This window comes from Vibrio sp. 2130-1, assembly GCF_033339515.1.
In genome coordinates this window covers 1-608 of the sequence record NZ_JAWOUT010000456.1, presented here as the reverse complement: position 1 = coordinate 608, position 608 = coordinate 1, and the positions used below count along the sequence as shown (strand labels likewise).

General features: G+C 47.2%; 2 pseudogenes. Both read left to right on the top strand.

Annotation, left to right across the window (positions count from 1 at the left end):
• Nucleotides 1-239: pseudogene (locus R7Q09_RS26815) on the top strand (methyl-accepting chemotaxis protein); the annotation flags it as partial.
• A gap of 156 nt (nucleotides 240-395) precedes the next feature.
• Nucleotides 396-608 (top strand): annotated as a pseudogene (locus tag R7Q09_RS26810) (EamA family transporter); the annotation flags it as partial.

Sequence of the window (608 nt, the reverse complement as noted above, 5' to 3'; positions counted from 1 at the left end):
ACGACAGTCTAACCAGCATCACCAACTCTATCACTGAGATTAATGATATGGCGATGCAGATTGCGAGCGCAGCAGAAGAACAGCGAGCGGTGAGTGAAGACATCAGCCGCAATACTCAAGGTATCAAAGACGATGCAGATGTCATTGCTGAGCAATCACTGAAAAGCAGTGAAGGCGCACGCAGAATGTTCAACACAGCGAACACCATGCGAGAAAACATCAGTCGCTTTAAAGTGTAAACCGCCCCGAAAAAGCAGTTCCCAGAGCTGCTTTTTTATTGATGTTATCTAGGCCTTTAACTTCCCAATAATAAATAAAAAAATGATGGCATTGCTCGTGGCATTTCATGCATATTAAAAGCCCTCAACCCTATTCAACAAGGACGTCTATCAATCATGGGTTACGAATGGCTTGCTCTGTGCGCTGCCTTTTTATGGGCGGTTTCCAGCCTGATTTCGGTTATTCCTGCGCAGCATCTGGGTGCCTTCTCTTACAGTCGTTGGCGGATGGGCTGCACAGCCGTAATTTTGTCGACCATGGCGTGGATAACCGGCGGTTGGCTAAGTGTGTCTTGGGAACATATTACGCCGATGATGGCATCCGGATTG